At 40.3% G+C, this 539-nt stretch carries 1 protein-coding gene; it reads left to right on the plus strand.

Annotated features, from left to right (window positions below):
* Positions 1–539, plus strand: a 539-nt coding sequence (locus tag DVK00_RS21490; RefSeq protein ID WP_342764781.1) for a sulfatase-like hydrolase/transferase, incomplete at both ends; no start/stop codon positions are given.

Genomic DNA, 539 nt, shown 5'->3' on the forward strand with positions numbered 1-539 from the left:
GAGATGCAGTTCGTTCTTTTGACAAATTCATGGAAGTCTTTTTAGATAGTGTCCCAGACGACTTTTCGCTAGTCATTCATTCTGATCATGGAGAAGCACTAGGTGAGAATAGCATTTATGGACATGAATACCAACTATTCGATCATAATATTCATGTCCCCTCATTGGTGAAATCTGGCGATGAATCAGAAACAGTTGAGAGTCCCGTCTCTCTCATCCAACTGAAAAAAATGATATCTGATCTGGCAGAGAATTCGTTTGACCCATCCAGATATTGTTCTGATTATGTAGTAAGCAGGCCTGAGAGTGACGTAATCGCTGACTTAAGATCTGATGAATTAGGATATTCGCCACACTATGTATCGGTAACCGCCTCTGAGGATAAGCTGTTACTCACTTCAGATGGTCCTAAATTCTATACTCAGTACTCACAATCAGAAGATAGTCCAGCAAACGTTTCTGATGATCGTATCGAACCCTTTATTCGAACACTTGAGAAGCACAATCTGAGAGTCACAGAAAAACAAGCTATTCGAAGT

This window comes from Haloarcula sp. Atlit-47R (genome assembly GCF_003665985.1).
Taxonomy (GTDB): Archaea; Halobacteriota; Halobacteria; order Halobacteriales; family Haloarculaceae; genus Haloarcula; species Haloarcula taiwanensis.